Below are 14,965 nucleotides of genomic sequence, written 5' to 3'. Positions count from 1 at the left end.
CATGACGGAGATCAAGGCATATCGGCTGGATCGGCAGGGCGGGGCGCAAGAGATTGCGGTGCCGGGCGGGGTAAGCGATTTGCCCGAAGGCGGGCTGATCTGGGTGCATCTGTCGGGCAAGCCGGAGGAGGTTGACGGCTGGGTGCGCGGCTCTGGTTTGGACCCGCTGGCGGTTGCGGCGTTAACGGCAGAGGAGACGCGGCCGCGCTGCACCGTGCATGGCGCGTCGATTTTGATGAACTTGCGCGGTGTGAACCTGAGTCCCGGCGCAGAGCCTGAGGACATGGTTTCGCTTCGGCTTTATCTGTCAGAGCGTCTTGTGGTCTCGCTCCAGCGGCGCAAGCTTTATGCGGTGAGCGATGTGATCGACGAGAGCCTTGGCGGGACAGCGGCGCAGAACCCCGGCGAGTTGGTGGCGCGGATCGCGCTGCGCTTGGCGGATCGGGCCGAGCCTGTGGTAACGGCGCTGAACGAGCGGATTGACGATCTGGAAGACAAGGTGATTGACGAGATGGGCGCGCCACAGCGCGGCGATCTGGCGGATGTTCGGCGGGTGGCGATTGTGCTGCGCCGATACATGTTCCCGCAGCGCGACGCCTTGACCACGTTAGAGATCGAAGAAGCCGCGTGGTTGAAAAGCTGCGGGGAGAGCGGGCAGGCGATGGAATTCATGCGCCTGCGCGAGGCGTCGGAGCGCGTCACGCGGCTGGCCGAGGAGCTGGATGCGATCCGTGACCGCGCACAGGTGGTGCATGATCAGATCATGGATGTGCGCGCCGAGCAGATGAACCGTCAGATGCTGGTTCTGTCGGTGGTGGCGGCATTGTTCCTGCCGCTGGGCCTTATCACCGGATTACTGGGGATCAACGTAGGCGGGATTCCGGGCGAGGGGGTGGGCTGGGCCTTCTGGGCGGTTTGCGGCCTGTTGGTGATCTGTGTGGTGTTTCAGATGTGGCTGTTCCGGCGCATGGGCCTGTTTGGCGGGCGCTGATCTGCGGGTCGGTTTTCGGAGGCTTTGGCCTTTGGCGGACACGCCGCTAGGTCGGGATGTCCGGCACCGGATGCACCGGGCGCACCGGTGCCATGCGGCGCACATCGGCGGCGAAGCTGCGAGAGACAGGCAGGGTGCGCCCATCGAGCAGATGCGCCACGAGCCGCCCGTTGTCGCGGCTGGTCCCGGTAAAGGCGTGCGCGGATATCCAGTGCGAGCGGTGGATCTGTCGCCCCGGATAGTCGGCCAATTCTTCAAGCGCATCGGCAAGCCGCATATGGATCAGCTCGCGCCCCTTGGCGGTTGTCACCTCGACATAGTGATCCTGTGAGGTCAGCGAAATGAGCGCGGTGCCAAGCGTCGGCGGCAACCGGTCAAGGAACGCATTGCGTGCAGGCAGCGGCGCGGGCGGCTCCAGCCGGGGCCGGATACGCGCCAGCAACACGCCGCAGATCAGCACAAAGAGCGCCCCGACATTGAGCAGCATCAAGAGCAGCGGCACGCCGGTGTCATCGGGGTGGAACAGCCGGTCAACCTGTATCGCAATCGCAACGATGGGCAGGAACGCCAAGCCGATCGCCGTGAGCGGGCGCAGAATGGGCGGGCGGGTTGCAAAATACGGCATGCGCCGCAGCCCCACGATCAGCCCGAGGATGAGCGCCCACCCTAGCCCGATGCTGAGCGACCAATAGGCGGCCCGCATCAGCGCGGGCAGATCGGACGTGCCGAAGGGCCCCAGCACGGTGAGGAAGGCCACGGTGATCGCAAAGCCCGCCGCCTGTTCGGGCAGATGAAGCGCGGGGCGTTCACGATGTTTGCTGTGTCGGTCGGTGTCACTCACGAAGGCGGGCCTGTTGTTCACGTAAACAGCGTTGTTTTCATGGCGGTTTTGGCCGCACTCAACCGTCAAGTCAAATGCGAAATGAAAGGACGGCACGCGATGGAAAACATGACAGGCACTGATATGGGCGCGACCACTGGCGTGAAGGCGGCCCTGATTGCTGGGGCAAATACTGGGGTGCATACTGGGGCGAATACAGGCGCAAGTGGTGGCTCGAATAGAGGTTCTCATATGGGCGCTCGTATGACCTCTCCTACGGGCATGATTGGTGACGCGATTGTCGGGTTGCAACAGCAGGTCGACCGGCTGGTCACCGCGCTGGCCGGTGAAGGCGCAAACCTGCGCGCCCGTCGCAAGACGCGCCGCTTTATCGGGGTGGCGGGGTTGATCGCCGCCAATGTCTGGCTTGGGGATTGGATCGGCCATGGCGTTGCCGCGCTTTTGGGGGCGGGGTTTTTCTTTCTCGTCGCGTTTTATGACGGGGAGACAGCGTGATGGAGATACTGAACGGGATTGCAAGCGGCACGCCGCTTTGGGTTTGGCCGCTGTTAGCGGGATTGAGCGGCGTTGGCCTGTTGTCGATGCGCCGTCGGGTGAGCCCGGTTTGGGTCTATTGGCTGATCCCTTTCATGGCGGTTTTTGCGGTGCGGGCGGTGGCCGGGATGAAGCCTGATGCGGCGCTGTGGGCTTTGTTTTGTGCAAGCTATGCCATGGGGGCTGTGATTGGATGGCGGGTGCAACCGCGCTGGATTTTGCGGCGCGAAGGGGGCGGGTTCACTTGCGCGGTGAGACGCTGACCTTGCTGACGATCCTGACGGTGTTCGCGGCCAATTTCGTGGTTGGCACAGTGCAGGCGGTGGCGCCGGATGTGGCGGGGGGCTTGGGCTTTCGCGTCGGGTTTGCGGTGATCGAGGGCGGCGTTTCGGGTGTATTCCTTGGGCGGACGCTTGCGATCATCGGGTGGCGGTCGGCATGAGGGCGGATGCGGCGGGCGGGCGCAGAATGCGCATTCCCTTCCTACGCGCCCGGTAGTAGCGTTTTGCGCAACAGACATGCGAGAGGGAGAGAGACCATGGACGAAATCATCCGTTGGAGTGCAACAAAAACCGCCGGGGCGCTGGCCAAAGGCGAGGTCAGCGTGCGCGAGGTGACGCGCGCCCATCTTGACCGGGTGGCGGCGTGCGAGCCGGGGTTGCGCGCCGTGGTTGAACCGCTGGATGATGCGGCCATGGCACAGGCCGACGCGATGGACGCCAACCCGCCGGCAAACAAGCCGCCGCTCTGGGGTCTGCCGACAACGATTAAGATCAATGTCGATTTCAAGGGCCTGCCAAATTCCAACGGTGTGCCCGCATTGAACGAGACGCCCTGTGCCGAGGATGCGCCGGTGGTGAAGAATATCCGCGACGCCGGGGCGGTGGTGATCGGGCGCACCTCGACCCCTGAGTTCAGCTTGCGGTTCTTCACGTCGAACCCGATTTATGGGCGCACATTGAACCCCTATGATGCCGGGATCACATCGGGTGGCTCCTCGGGCGGGGCATCGTCGGCTTTGGCGGCGGGAATGGGCGTGCTGGGCCATGGCAATGATCTGGGCGGAAGTCTGCGGTATCCGGCGTATTGCTGTGGCTTGGCGACGCTGCGCCCGTCGATGGGGCGGGTGCCGGCGTTCAACCCGTCGGCCCCGGCCGAGCGGCCGATGAGCACCAATATGATGAGCGTGCAAGGCGTGATCGCACGCGAGGTTGGCGATGTGCGGCTGGCCTATGATCCGCTGCGGGTGCGCTCGGCCCATGATCCGCTGTGGAACGCCGCGAGCGATAGCGGGCGTCTGCGCGAGGGGCGGGTGCTCAAGGTGGGCTGGTGTGTTGACCCGTTTGGCGATGGGGTTGACCCGGATGTCGCCCGCGCGGTCGAGGCGGCAGTGGGCGCGGCAAAACAAGCCGGGCTTGAGGTGGTCGAGATCATGCCGCCAATGGCAAACGAGGCGGCGCAGACATGGGGCGAGGTGCTGAACGGCGAGACCTCGGTGATGATGCTCGACACGATCCGCGAGATCGGCTCGGATGCGGTGCAGGGGGTGATCGACGGCTATGCCGAGCTGTTCGGTGTGCCGGACATGAAGGGGTTCATGACGGCGCAAGCGCGGCGCATGCAGATCCTGCGCGAATGGGCGCGGATGTTTGATACGGTCGATGCGCTGATCCTGCCGGTCTCGGGGCAGCCGCCCTTCCGCGCCGATCAGGATATCGAAGAGCCCGAAACACTGGCCGAGATCATGAAGGCGCAGCGGTTCCTTTACATCCTCAACCTGCTGGGCCTGCCCGGCGCCACCGTGCGCACACTCGAGCGCGCTCCGGTGCCGCTTGGCGTGCAGATCGTGGGCGACCGGATGGATGACCTTGTCTGTCTGGATGTGGCCGCGGCGATCGAACGCGAGTTGGCGTTTGATCTCGGGCCGATCGAGCCGCGCTAGGCTTTGACCTTTGGCCAAGGTGTTGGCGGGGAATTTGGTATTTGCGGTTGGGTGAGAGGCGGGGGCAGAAATTCTTCTGCCCTCTCTTTAATGGCAAAAATACCCAAATTCCGACGCCACCCAAACACGCCGCGATTGGGTGGTCGCGCCGCATTGGCGGCTTTTAGGGGGCCGAGCGAAGCGAGGCCCCCCCCCCAGCGACGCCGTAAGGCGGCGCAACCTCTTTAAAACCGCCGACGTCGTCAAGCGGTGCACCCCTTCCAAACAGCCGACGCCGTCAGCAGGCGCCCCCCTCTAAACGCGGCGATCTATCTTGCTGGTGAGATGGATCAGGCTTTCCGAACTTTTCACGCCTTTCGCCTCGGCGATGCTGTCGAGGGTGGCGTCGAGGGTGACGGTGTCGGGCGCGGTCAGGGTGGCGATCAGGTCGAAGCGGCCTGTCGTGGTTTGGACCTGTTCGACAGCTGGCAGCGCACGCAGGCGCGCGAGCACGGTGGGTTGGCTGCGTGGTTCGATCGAGATCAGCACCGTCGCGCGGATCGGCGGGTGGGCGGGCGCGCCGAGGCGCAGGGTGTAGCCAGCGATCACCCCGCGGGTTTCGAGCCGGTCGATCCGGGCTTGAACCGTGGTGCGTGCGAGCCCGAGTTTGCGCGCCAGAGTGGCGACAGGGGCGCGGGCGTTTTCGGCCAGAAGAGACAGGAGGGCCGTGTCGATCTCGTCGTTTTGCATGAGAGTCTCGGCGTTATGACGTAAGTTTCCGGCAAAATAGCAGAAGTGACGCGAGGAATCGACATGATCTTGGTCAAAGCTGAAAGGAAATCAAAACCACGAGGCAGAGCATGTATTCCCACCCGAGTTTCACCGATCCGCGCCCGCATTTGCGCCGTCATCAGCCCGACCACGGGGTGATGTATTTCGACCCTGCCGTGTTGCAGGCCACGGCGTGGCGGTTTCAGGCGGGGTTTGACGGGCTGGTGACCTATGCGGTCAAGGCCAACGCCGGGGCGATGGTTTTGGAGAACCTGAGCGCGGCGGGGATTGCGGCGTTTGATGTGGCCAGTCCAAGGGAAATGGAGTTGGTGCGCGCGGCGGCGCCGGGGGCGGTCTTGCACTATAACAACCCTGTGCGCTCGGCGCGGGAGGTGGCGGCGGGCATTGCAGCAGGCGTGGTCTCGTGGTCGGTCGACACTGTGGGTGAGTTGGACAAATTGGGTCAGCCACGCTTCCCCGGTGAGGAGGTGGCGGTTCGGCTGGCGTTGCCGGTGGCGGGGTCGGCCTATGATTTCGGGGCGAAATTCGGCTGTGGGCCTGAGGAGGCGGTGGCGTTGCTGAGACGCGCGGCGCAGCGCGGATTTGCCCCGGCGATGACGTTTCATCCCGGCACGCAATGCGCCGAGCCGGAGGCCTGGGCCGCGTATATCCGTGAATGTGCGGCCATCGCCAAAACCGCAGATGTGCGGTTGGGGCGGCTGAATGTGGGGGGCGGATTTGCGGCACATCGGGCGGGCTGTGCGCCCGATCTGGAGGCCATATTCGAGCGGATCGCCACAGAAACCCGCGCGGCGTTTGGTGCGGGCGCGCCCAAGCTGGTCTGTGAGCCGGGGCGGGCGATGGTGGCGGAGTGTTTTACCCTTGCGACGCGGGTGAAGTCGCTGCGGGCTGACGGGGCGGTGTATCTGAACGACGGGATATACGGCGCGTTGTCAGAGCTGCGCGATATTGCGCCCACGGACCGGGTTGAGGTGATCTCGCCCGAGGGCCACAGCCGCGCGGGCACGGCGCAGGAACGGGTGGTGTTCGGGCCGACCTGTGACAGTCTGGATTGTTTGCCGGGGCCGGTTTGCCTTCCGCAAGACCTCAAGGAAGGGGACTATGTGTTGTTCCGCGGCATGGGGGCGTATTCGCTGGCGATTGCGACGGCGTTCAACGGTTACGGGCCGGGCGAGGTTGTAACGCTGGCGGTGGGGTCATCGCCGGAGGCGTGAGCCTTGCGCGCGTCGTGACGTTGCGAATTTGAACATTTTCTCCAAGAAAGAGGCGGCGTCGGGATTGCCCTGCCGGGTGGGCGCGTTAACGTGCTCATTCGCAATGGGTGACATGAAAGAGGCAGGCGCGCGCAATGGAAAAATTTGGCAAGTCGCAATCGGTGCGGCGGGTTGAGGATCAGCGGTTCCTGACAGGGCAGGGGCGCTATGTCGACGATATTGCGCCAGAGGGCGCGTTGGTCGTGCATTTCCTGCGCTCGGATGTGGCGCATGGCAGCTTAGGTCCGCTTGATCTGGACGCGGCGCGGGAGGTGGCGGGGGTTCACCTTGTGCTGGACGCGGCGGGATTGGCCGAGGCGGGTGTGACGCGCGGGATGCAGGCCGTGGGGATCGAGAACCGCGACGGCAGCAAATCGGCGATGCCGCGCCGCCCGTTGATGGCCGAGGGCCGGGTGCGCCATGTTGGTGAGATCATTGCCATGATCGTGGCCGAGACCGAAGCGCAGGCGCGTGATGCCGCCGAGGCGATCTGGGCCGAGATCGAGGAATTGCCGGTAAACATCAGCCGCGGGCCGGGGGTGTGGACCTGCATGAGGATGTGCCGGGTAACCGGGCGTTTGACTATGGCATCGGCGACGAGGCCGCCGTCGAGGCGGCGTTCGCGGCGGCGGCGCATGTGGTCGAGATGGAGGTTGAGGACAACCGCGTCATCGTCGCGTCGATGGAGCCGCGTGGCTGTTACGCCGAGATAGAGGACGGGCGGCTTCACCTTGCCGTCAATGCACAGGGGGTTTGGGGGCCGAAGGCGGCTTTGGCCAAGACCTTGGGGATGGCGGCGGAAGATATTCGCGTGACCAACCCGGACACCGGCGGCGGGTTCGGCATGAAGGCCCAGCCCCATCCCGAGCAGTTCCTTGTGGCGCAGGCGGCGCGGATGCTGAACCGGCCCGTGCGCTGGATGAGCACGCGCAGCGAGGCGATGTTGTCGGATGCAAACGGGCGCGATTTGGAGCATAGCGCCGCGTTGGCGTTTGATGCGGATCTGAAGATCACCGGCTATCGCGTCAACACGCGCTGTAACCTTGGCGCCTATAACAGCCAGTTTTCGCATTTGATCCAGACACGGTTGTTCAGCCGGGTTTTGACCGGGGTTTACGACATGGGCGCGGCGTGGTTGCAGGCCGAGGGCTATTACACCAACACCGTGCCGGTGGACGCCTATCGCGGGGCGGGGCGGCCCGAGGCGATATACCTGATCGAGCGGTTGATGGACCGGGCCGCACGCGAGTTGGGCGTGAGCGGCGAAGAGTTGCGCCGGCGCAATTTCATCGCACCGGAGGCTTTTCCCTATAACAGCCTCACCGGGGAGGTGATTGACGTGGGCGAGTTTGCCCGCGTGCTTCGCCGGGCCGAGGAGCTGGGCGATGTGGCCGGCTTTGCCAAGCGGCGCGAAGACAGCGAGGCGCGGGGTAAAAAACGCGGACTTGGGCTTTGTTACTATATTGAAAGTATTTTGGGCGATCCTTCCGAGGGTGCGAAGGTAGTGTTTAACGAGAACGGTAGCGTATCGCTTTTCGTCGGGGCCCAATCGAACGGGCAGGGGCATGAAACGGTTCATGCGCAGTTCCTGTCCGATCAGACGGGGATAGCGGCCGAAAAGATTGAAGTGGTTCAGGGTGATAGTGACCTGATTGCACAGGGTGGTGGCACGGGCGGTTCGCGCTCGGTCACCACCCAATCACATGCCACGCTGGCCACGCGCGATGCGATGATCGCCGCCTTTACCCCCTTTGTCGCCGACAAGATGGGGGTTGAGGACAGCGCCGTGAGCTTTGACGACGAGACATTTCGTGCGCCGGGGTCGAATATGACCCCGACGGTGATGGAGGTTGCGGAGATGGCACGCGCCGAGGGACGCGAGGATTTGCTGACCCATGAGCAACGCGCCACCCTGCCGGGGCGGAGCTTTCCCAACGGGGCCCATTTTGCCGAGGTCGAGGTTGATCCAGAGACCGGGCTGGTTGAGCTGGTGCGCTATAATGTGGCCGATGATTTTGGCAACCTGATCAACCCGTTGCTGGCCCAAGGGCAGGTGCATGGCGGGGTCGCGCAAGGCGCCGGGCAGGCGTTGATGGAGCGTGTCGTGCATGACGAAGACGGGCAGTTGCTCACGGCAAGTTTCATGGACTATGCGGTGCCGCGGGCGCAGGATTTGCCGATGATCGGTTTTGACACGGTGCCGGTGCCATCGACGGCCAACCCGATGGGGATGAAGGGCTGTGGCGAGGCCGGAACCGTGGGCGCGATGGCGGCGGTGGCCAATGCGGTCGGCGATGCGCTTTGGGATATGGGGGTGCGGCGCGCCGATATGCCCTTCACGCCGGAGCGGGTTTGGAAGATGATACAGGATGCTGAAGCGTTGGGGTAAATCGGTATTTGACTGGCTGAGGCCATGGCAGCGCGGCGGCAAGCCGGCGCTTGCACGTGGGCGCGGGCCGATCATTCATGTGATTATCCTTGATGGCACGATGTCATCTCTTTTGCCGGGCAATGAGAGCAACGCCGGGTTGGTCTACCGGTTGCTGAGTCAGGTCGGCGCGCCGGTGTCGGTGTTTTACGAGGCGGGTGTGCAGTGGCAGGATTGGCGCTCGGCGCGCGACGTGATGCTGGGGCGCGGGATCAACGCCCAGATCCGGCGGGCCTATAGCTATCTTGCGTCGCGGTATCGCACGGGCGACAAGATTTTCCTGATGGGCTATTCGCGGGGTGCGTTTGCGGTGCGCTCGCTCGCCGGGGCGATAGATCAGATCGGATTGTTGCATCATGCGAGCGCGACCGAGCGCAATGTGCAGATCGCCTATCGCCACTATCAGGTGACGCCGGGAAGCGCGGCGGCGGAGGCCTTTCGCGCGGCGCATTGTCATGAAGCGGTTGCGATTGACATGGTTGGCGTGTGGGACACCGTCAAGGCGCTTGGGCTGCGCTGGCCTGTGGTCTGGCGATGGTCGCAACCGGCGCATCAGTTTCATGATCATTCGCTGGGGCCGTCTGTCAGGCATGGCTATCACGCGCTGGCGCTGCATGAGACGCGCGAGGCCTTTGCGCCCGAGATGTGGACCACGCCCGAGGGGGGCGAGGCGCGGGTGGAACAGGTGTGGTTTCCCGGCGCGCATGGCGATGTCGGCGGACAGCTGGGCGGGTTCGATGCGGCGCGGCCCCTGTCCAACATCCCGCTGGTCTGGATGCTGGAGAAGGCCGAGGGCTGCGGCCTGCCCTTGCCCGAGGGGTGGCGGGCGCGGTTCCCGACCGATCCGGGGGCGCCGTCGGTGGGCACATGGATGAGCTGGGGCAAGCTGTTCTGGGTGCGCAGGCGCAGGGTTGTGGGGGCGGACCGTTCAGAGCGGCTGCATGAGAGTGTGGAGCAGCGCGAGATGGCGTTGAACGGGGTGCATGAGCCGGTGTGAGCGGGGCTGTTTGCCGCTTGAGCGCTGTCCGGCCATAGACCCGCGCCCAATCATGGATTAGTCTTGGAATCGCGGGCCTGTCCCGTAGCCTTCTGTGGCCCTCTGGGGAGAGGGGCGTTCACCTTATCGTCCGGGGAGGACCTATGAAACTTGAAGCGACGCGGCAGATTGATGCCGACCGTGCCACCGTCTGGGCGGCATTGCTATCACCCGATGTATTGAAGGAATGCGTGCCCGGCTGTCAGGAATTGACCGGCAGCCCCGAGGAGGGGTTCGAGGCCACCGTGGTGCAGAAGGTTGGCCCCGTGAAGGCCACCTTTAAGGGCACCGTGACCCTGTCGGATATGGTGGAGGGCGAGAGCCTGACCCTGACCGGAGAGGGCAAGGGCGGGGCTGCGGGCTTTGCCAAGGGCGGCGCGGATGTGCGGCTTGAAGACGGCGAAGGCGGGGGCACCGCGTTGATTTACGTGGTTGACGCCAAGGTCGGTGGCAAGCTGGCGCAGCTGGGCAGCCGGATCATTGACAGCTTTGCCAAGAAGATGGCGGATCAGTTTTTCACCCGCTTTCAGGAGGCCGTCGAAGGCCCGGCAGATGAGGCCGAGGCCGATGAGCTGGCCGAGAGCGACGCCGATGACGGCAAGAAAAAGGGCTGGTTCAAGCGGGTCTTTTCAAGCTGATCTGTCGTCAGTCGAGCCGGTAGAGCAACACCTGACCGACATCGCGGTTCTTTTCGCTCTGTACCAGAAGGTATGGTCCGTCAAGCGAGAGCCAATGGCCGAACAATCCGTTTTCGCGCGGGTAGGGTGCGGTGATCTGATGCAGGAGCGCTCCGGTGGCGGCGTCGAAGACGAAATAGGCTCCGGCCTCGATCCCGTTGACAGGGGCGTTGGGCGCACCGGCGACAAGGCGGCCTTCGGAAAGGGCGGTGTCGGATGGAAATCCGGTGCCGGTATAGGCCGTGCGTTTCGGATCGAGATGCGCGCGGGTGAAGGCGTGTGCGGCCTGATCGCCCGGATCAAAGGGGTCTTCGTAGCGCATGGTGATCGCGCCGCTGGCGCGGTTGACCCGCCAGACGGATGACACGGTGATGAGATCGGGCGTCAGCCCGGCGTGAAAGGTTTCGATCACGTTGTAGAAGATCGACTCGGGCGTGGTCACGGCGGGGATGGCGATGCGCCCGTCCGTGTCGGGCGGTGTCAGCTTGGGCAGTGCCGCGCCGCGGGCAAGGTCATAGGCGAAGATCGTGCCGCCGTGTTCCTTGTCATATTGCAGGAAATAGGCGGTGGTGCCGTCAAATGTGACCGGGCCTGTGAAGCTGTTGGGGCTTTCTGCCCCGAACGAGCCGGGATCGTGATCGGGGTTCACATCACCAAAGCGGATGGCGCGCACGAAGCTGCCGGTCACCAGATCGAACTGGCCATAGATCGGATTGCCGAAGCTGTCGATTTCCCAATAGCTTTGCAGGGCGTAGCGGCCCGCAGCCTGCACCTCGGCGCGTGCGGCGGTGGCCTCGTAACCGTCAAGCGCGCGCGGCAGGGCGATGGAGTGGAGATAGGCCAGCGTTTTCCGGTCGAACACCGCGATTTCATAGCGGTGCGGGCGGCCGTCGACGCGCCCGGATGCGACGATGTGATCGTCGGTGAGGGCGAGCGTGCTGCCGGAGAGATCGCCGGGGAAGGCATCGGAGGCGGGACGCTCGAGGCTCTGGATCACGGCACCGCTGTCAAGCGCGACGATCTGGAGCAGGGGGGTCTTATACCCCGACAGCAAGAGAATCGCGCGCCCGTTTGCCACGTCGAGGGCGACGTCCTGAACCGCGTCGTGATAGTCGCGTTCGATGCTCCAGACCAGCCGGGGATCGGCGGAGGCGGGCAGGCAGAGGCACAGGAGTGCGAAGAGGGCCGCAACAAGCGGCAACGGTTTACCAAACATAGGCAGGGGGCCTTTTTCAGGGGGAAACAAGCGGATCCGAAAAGTTTAGCAACTGGGTCGCGCGGGTCAATAAATTATGTCGCGGCGGCGACGCGAGCAGCGGCGGCGGCGGTGGCGGGAGCCGCAATCTCGTGATTGTGCCTTCTCAACCGGGCGAACCCGTGCTTAACTCGACCACAGGGAGAAAAGAAACCGAAGTCCAATGGGAGGAAATTCATGACAACGGTGAATATGACCGTGAATGGCAAACCTGCGTCTGCCGAGGTTGAAGGGCGCACATTGCTGAGCACGTTTCTTAGGGAGAGCCTTGGCCAGACTGGCACGCATGTCGGCTGTGACACCGCGCAATGCGGTGCCTGCGTGGTGCATGTGAATGGCGAGGCGGTGAAAAGCTGTAATATGCTGGCTTTGGAAGCCGAGGGCGCCGAGGTGGCGACCATCGAAGGCCAAGCGGCGGAAGATGGCACGCTGAGCACCGTTCAGGCGGCGTTTCAGGAGCATCACGGGTTGCAATGCGGGTTCTGCACGCCGGGCATGGTGATGTCGGCGGTCGCGCTGCTTAAAGAAAACCCCAAGCCGAGCGAGGCCGAGGTGCGCAAGTATCTGAGCGGCAATATCTGCCGCTGCACCGGCTATCATAACATCGTCAAGGCGGTGATGGCGGCGTCCGGTCAGGACGTGGGAGCCATCGCGGCGGAGTAACTTTAGCAGATTTTGCAGACGACCCAATTTCAGGCGGATGGCGGGGAGAACCCCGCCCTACGGCGTAACGCGTAGGCCGGGATTGATCCCGGCACACCCAGAGGAGGAAGTATCATGCCGAAAGATCAAGGCATTGGCGCCAGCACCAAGCGGCGCGAGGACGTCCGGTTTTTGACCGGCTCCGGCAATTACACAGATGACATCAATATTCACGGACAGGCCTATGTGCATTTCCTGCGCTCGGATGTGGCGCATGGCGTGCTCAAGTCGGTCGACACCAGCGCAGCCGAGGCGATGCCGGGCGTTGTGAAGATTTTCACCGGTAAGGATTTCGAGGGCGTCGGCGGATTGCCCTGTGGTTGGCAGGTGACGGACCGTCACGGCGAGCCGATGCAGGAACCGCCGCACCCGATTTTGGCACAAGGCAAGGTGCGCCATGTGGGCGACCCGATTGCCGCCGTTGTGGCCGACAGTGTGGAACAGGCGCGCGACGCGGCCGAGGCGATCGAGCTTGATATCGAAGAGCTGCCTGCGTTGGTCGATATGGCCGCTGCGTTGAGCGATGGCGCGGCCAAGGTGCATGACGATCTGAGTTCGAACCTATGTTATGACTGGGTTCTGGGCGAGACGGATGACGCCGCTGTGGACAAGGCCTTCGCCGAGGCGGCACATGTCACCACGCTGAACCTCAAGAACCAGCGGTTGGTGGCCAATCCGATGGAGCCCCGCGTGGCGGCGGCGCAATACGAGCGCGGCACCGGCGATTACACGCTTTATACCACCAGCCAGAACCCGCATGTGATCCGGCTTTTGATGTGTGCCTTTGTGCTGGGCCTGCCCGAGCATAAGGTGCGTGTGGTTGCGCCCGATGTGGGCGGTGGCTTTGGCACCAAGATCTTCCACTATGCGGAAGAAGCGTTTTGCACCTTTGCCGCCAAGGCGTGCAACCGTCCGGTCAAGTGGACCTCGACCCGCTCGGAAGCGTTCATGTCAGACGCGCATGGCCGCGATCATGTGACCAAGATCGAGCTGGCGCTGGACAAGGACAACAACTTTACCGCGCTGCGCACCAATACGATGGCGAATATGGGCGCGTATCTGAGCACGTTCAGCTCGTCAGTGCCGACATGGCTGCACGGGACCTTGATGGCGGGCAATTACAAGACGCCGGTCATTCAGGTGAACGTGAAGGCGGCGTTTACCAATACCGTGCCGGTGGATGCCTATCGCGGAGCCGGACGGCCCGAGGCGACCTATCAAATCGAGCGCGTCATTGACAAGGCCGCGCGCGAGTTGGGGGCCGACCCGATTGCGCTTAGACGGCAGAACTTCATCACCGAGTTCCCCTATGACACGCCTGTGGCGCTGACGTATGACACCGGGGATTACAACGGCACGATGGACAAGCTGGAAGCTGCTGCCGATTTTGCCGGTTTTGCGGCGCGGCGCGCCGAGAGCGAGAAGAACGGCAAGCTGCGCGGATTGGGTGTGAATTGCTATATCGAGGCCTGTGGCATTGCGCCGTCGAACATCGTCGGGATGCTGGGCGCGCGCGCCGGGCTTTATGATGCGGCGACGGTGCGGGTGAACGCGACCGGTTCGATCAGCGTGATGGTCGGGGCGCACAGCCACGGGCAGGGGCACGAGACCGCCTTTCCGCAAGTGGTGGCCGAGATGATCGGGATCGACGAGAGCCAGGTCGAGATCGTGCATGGCGACACGTCGAAAATCCCGTTCGGGATGGGCACCTATGGCTCGCGTTCGTTGGCTGTTTGCGGCTCGGCGATGGTCAAGGCCACCGAGAAGGTGATCGCCAAGGCCAAGAAGATCGCCGCGCATCTGATGGAAGCGAGCGCCGATGATATCGAGCTTAAGGACGGGCAATTCACCGTTGCGGGCACCGACAAGTCGGTGGCCTGGGGCGATGTGACCCTGACGGCGTATGTGCCGCATAACTATCCGCTGGAAGACATCGAGCCGGGGCTGGAGGAGACCGCGTTTTACGACCCGGCGAACTTTACCTATCCGGCCGGGGCCTATGCCTGTGAGGTGGAGCTTGACCCGGAGACGGGGAAAGTCACCATCGAGCGGTTCGCGGCGGCGGATGATTTCGGCAATATCATCAACCCGATGATCGTTGACGGGCAGGTGCATGGCGGCATTGGGCAGGGGATCGGGCAAGCGTTGCTCGAGAACACTGTCTATGACGAGGACGGGCAGCTTTTGAGCGCGTCTTACATGGATTACGCCATGCCGAGGGCCGATGATGTGCCGTTCTATACGGTCGATCATTCCAGCCAGACGCCTTGCACGCACAACCCGTTGGGCGTGAAAGGCTGTGGTGAGGCCGGCGCGATCGGATCGCCGCCTGCGGTGATCAATGCGGTGGTCGATGCGATGCAATCGGGTGGTCACAAGGTTGACCATATCGATATGCCGGCATCACCGTCGCGTGTCTGGGCGGCCATGCAGGGATGAATGGGGAAGGGGCAAGTGGGGGGCCAGCGACGGCTCTTGCGCACCTCTGGTGCAACCACACCCCAGTAAAGGTGGGGGGCCAGCCCCCCACACCCC

13 protein-coding genes and 1 pseudogene are annotated in these 14,965 nt (G+C 63.7%); 11 read left to right on the top strand and 3 right to left on the bottom strand.

Annotated elements, in window-relative coordinates:
- Position 1: 1 nt before the first annotated feature.
- Positions 2–991 (top strand): zinc transporter ZntB, encoded by a 990-nt coding sequence (locus tag N4R57_16295; protein ID UYV36548.1) that lies wholly within the window; start codon positions 2–4, stop codon positions 989–991.
- A 46-nt stretch (positions 992–1,037) separates the two neighbouring features.
- Here the strand turns inward: N4R57_16295 and N4R57_16290 are convergent, their stop codons facing one another.
- Positions 1,038–1,832, bottom strand: a complete 795-nt coding sequence (locus tag N4R57_16290) for a LytTR family transcriptional regulator (protein UYV36547.1) — start codon at positions 1,830–1,832, stop codon at positions 1,038–1,040.
- 231 nt (positions 1,833–2,063) lie between these two features.
- Here N4R57_16290 and N4R57_16285 point away from each other — a divergent pair, with 231 nt between their 5' ends.
- From N4R57_16285 to N4R57_16270, 4 genes are all read left to right on the top strand, one after another.
- Entirely contained in the window at positions 2,064–2,327 is a 264-nt protein-coding gene (locus tag N4R57_16285; GenBank protein UYV36546.1) for a hypothetical protein, read from the top strand.
- Positions 2,327–2,629 carry a hypothetical protein gene (locus N4R57_16280; protein UYV36545.1) on the top strand — a complete coding sequence of 101 codons (303 nt, stop codon included), beginning with the start codon at positions 2,327–2,329 and terminating at the stop codon, positions 2,627–2,629. Before N4R57_16285 ends, N4R57_16280 begins: the two co-directional genes overlap by 1 nt.
- Positions 2,611–2,808 (top strand): hypothetical protein, encoded by a 198-nt coding sequence (locus tag N4R57_16275; protein UYV36544.1) that lies wholly within the window; start codon positions 2,611–2,613, stop codon positions 2,806–2,808. Before N4R57_16280 ends, N4R57_16275 begins: the two co-directional genes overlap by 19 nt.
- Before the next feature lie 96 nt (positions 2,809–2,904).
- Positions 2,905–4,308, top strand: a complete 1,404-nt coding sequence (locus N4R57_16270; GenBank protein ID UYV36543.1) for an amidase — start codon at positions 2,905–2,907, stop codon at positions 4,306–4,308.
- Between the two features lie 294 nt (positions 4,309–4,602).
- On the opposite strand, the gene N4R57_16265 is transcribed toward N4R57_16270, so the two are convergent.
- Entirely contained in the window at positions 4,603–5,037 is a 435-nt protein-coding gene (locus tag N4R57_16265; protein UYV36542.1) for an AsnC family transcriptional regulator, read from the bottom strand.
- Positions 5,038–5,147: 110 nt separating this feature from the next.
- Between N4R57_16265 and N4R57_16260 the strand changes: the two genes are divergently transcribed.
- The 4 genes and pseudogenes from N4R57_16260 to N4R57_16245 all read left to right on the top strand — a co-directional run bounded on the left by N4R57_16260 (position 5,148) and on the right by N4R57_16245 (position 10,434).
- Complete coding sequence (locus N4R57_16260) at positions 5,148–6,293, top strand: type III PLP-dependent enzyme (protein UYV36541.1); 1,146 nt, start codon at positions 5,148–5,150, stop codon at positions 6,291–6,293.
- Positions 6,294–6,427: 134 nt separating this feature from the next.
- Positions 6,428–8,721 (top strand): annotated as a pseudogene (locus N4R57_16255) (xanthine dehydrogenase family protein molybdopterin-binding subunit).
- Positions 8,702–9,757, top strand: coding sequence for a DUF2235 domain-containing protein (locus N4R57_16250; protein ID UYV36540.1), 1,056 nt, complete (start codon positions 8,702–8,704; stop codon positions 9,755–9,757). Before N4R57_16255 ends, N4R57_16250 begins: the two are co-directional and overlap by 20 nt.
- Before the next feature lie 143 nt (positions 9,758–9,900).
- Positions 9,901–10,434 carry a carbon monoxide dehydrogenase subunit G gene (locus N4R57_16245; protein ID UYV36539.1) on the top strand — a complete coding sequence of 178 codons (534 nt, stop codon included), beginning with the start codon at positions 9,901–9,903 and terminating at the stop codon, positions 10,432–10,434.
- A gap of 7 nt (positions 10,435–10,441) precedes the next feature.
- Here N4R57_16245 and N4R57_16240 read toward each other — a convergent pair whose 3' ends face one another.
- Positions 10,442–11,689, bottom strand: a complete 1,248-nt coding sequence (locus N4R57_16240; GenBank protein ID UYV36538.1) for a hypothetical protein — start codon at positions 11,687–11,689, stop codon at positions 10,442–10,444.
- A 216-nt stretch (positions 11,690–11,905) separates the two neighbouring features.
- On the opposite strand from N4R57_16240, the gene N4R57_16235 reads away from it, so the two are divergent.
- Entirely contained in the window at positions 11,906–12,391 is a 486-nt protein-coding gene (locus N4R57_16235) for a (2Fe-2S)-binding protein (GenBank protein UYV36537.1), read from the top strand.
- A gap of 114 nt (positions 12,392–12,505) precedes the next feature.
- On the top strand, positions 12,506–14,869 hold the full coding sequence (locus N4R57_16230) for a xanthine dehydrogenase family protein molybdopterin-binding subunit (protein UYV36536.1): 2,364 nt from the start codon (positions 12,506–12,508) through the stop codon (positions 14,867–14,869).
- The last annotated feature ends 96 nt before the right edge of the window (positions 14,870–14,965 follow it).

Source organism: Rhodobacteraceae bacterium D3-12, from assembly GCA_025916135.1.
In the GTDB taxonomy this organism is placed as follows: domain Bacteria; phylum Pseudomonadota; class Alphaproteobacteria; order Rhodobacterales; family Rhodobacteraceae; genus JAKGBX01.
The sequence above is the reverse complement of the archived record's forward strand: the minus strand, read 5'-3'. Positions and strand labels throughout refer to the sequence as shown.

Excerpts from the sequence above, each read along its gene's own strand:
- N4R57_16245 (UYV36539.1), top strand. The coding sequence starts at position 9,901 with ATGAAACTTGAAGCGACGCGGCAGATTGATGCCGACCGTGCCACCGTC.
- N4R57_16270 (UYV36543.1), top strand. The coding sequence starts at position 2,905 with ATGGACGAAATCATCCGTTGGAGTGCAACAAAAACCGCCGGGGCGCTG.
- N4R57_16260 (UYV36541.1), top strand. The coding sequence starts at position 5,148 with ATGTATTCCCACCCGAGTTTCACCGATCCGCGCCCGCATTTGCGCCGT.
- N4R57_16285 (UYV36546.1), top strand. The coding sequence starts at position 2,064 with ATGGGCGCTCGTATGACCTCTCCTACGGGCATGATTGGTGACGCGATT.
- N4R57_16250 (UYV36540.1), top strand. The coding sequence starts at position 8,702 with ATGCTGAAGCGTTGGGGTAAATCGGTATTTGACTGGCTGAGGCCATGG.
- N4R57_16280 (UYV36545.1), top strand. The coding sequence starts at position 2,327 with ATGGAGATACTGAACGGGATTGCAAGCGGCACGCCGCTTTGGGTTTGG.
- N4R57_16240 (UYV36538.1), bottom strand. The coding sequence starts at position 11,689 with ATGTTTGGTAAACCGTTGCCGCTTGTTGCGGCCCTCTTCGCACTCCTG.
- N4R57_16230 (UYV36536.1), top strand. The coding sequence starts at position 12,506 with ATGCCGAAAGATCAAGGCATTGGCGCCAGCACCAAGCGGCGCGAGGAC.
- N4R57_16295 (UYV36548.1), top strand. The coding sequence starts at position 2 with ATGACGGAGATCAAGGCATATCGGCTGGATCGGCAGGGCGGGGCGCAA.
- N4R57_16235 (UYV36537.1), top strand. The coding sequence starts at position 11,906 with ATGACAACGGTGAATATGACCGTGAATGGCAAACCTGCGTCTGCCGAG.
- N4R57_16265 (UYV36542.1), bottom strand. The coding sequence starts at position 5,037 with ATGCAAAACGACGAGATCGACACGGCCCTCCTGTCTCTTCTGGCCGAA.